The 602-nt window shown below is 66.3% G+C and carries 1 pseudogene; it reads right to left on the reverse strand.

Annotated elements, in window-relative coordinates:
- Positions 1 to 602 (reverse strand): annotated as a pseudogene (locus AC07SZ_RS35640) (glutamine--fructose-6-phosphate transaminase (isomerizing)); the annotation flags it as partial.

Raw genomic sequence — 602 nt, forward strand, 5'->3', positions numbered from 1 at the left:
AGATAGGTGATCGAATTGGTGAAGGGCGCCAGCGCGATGGCGTCGGACCCCAGAAACATCTCGCCGTCGCCATGGCCGACGGCCAGCGGCGGGCCGTTGCGGGCGCCGACGATCAGGTCTTCGTCGCCCTTGAACATGATGGCCAGCGCAAAGGCGCCTTCGAGCCGCTTCAGCGCCTGGTGCGCCGCCTCGACCGGCTTCAGCCCCCTGGCCAGTTCGCGCGCCACCAGATGGGCGACGACCTCGGTGTCGGTCTGCGAGGAGAAGGAATAGCCGTCGCGGGTCAGTTCATCGCGCAGCTCGGCGAAATTCTCGATGATGCCGTTGTGGACGATGGCGACACCGTCGGAAAAATGCGGATGCGCATTGGTCTCGTTGGGCACGCCATGGGTTGCCCAGCGCGTGTGGCCGATGCCGATCGTGCCACCGAGCGGCTCGTCCTTGAGGCGGCGTTCGAGGTTGATCAGCTTGCCCTCGGCGCGCCGGCGGCCAAGCTCACCCTTCTCGATGGTGGCCACGCCGGCCGAGTCATAGCCGCGATATTCGAGCCGCTTCAGCGCGTCGACGATGAGCGGCGCAACCTGCGAATGGCCGACGATTCC

The organism is Mesorhizobium sp. GW821-FHT07A06, from assembly GCF_059419085.1.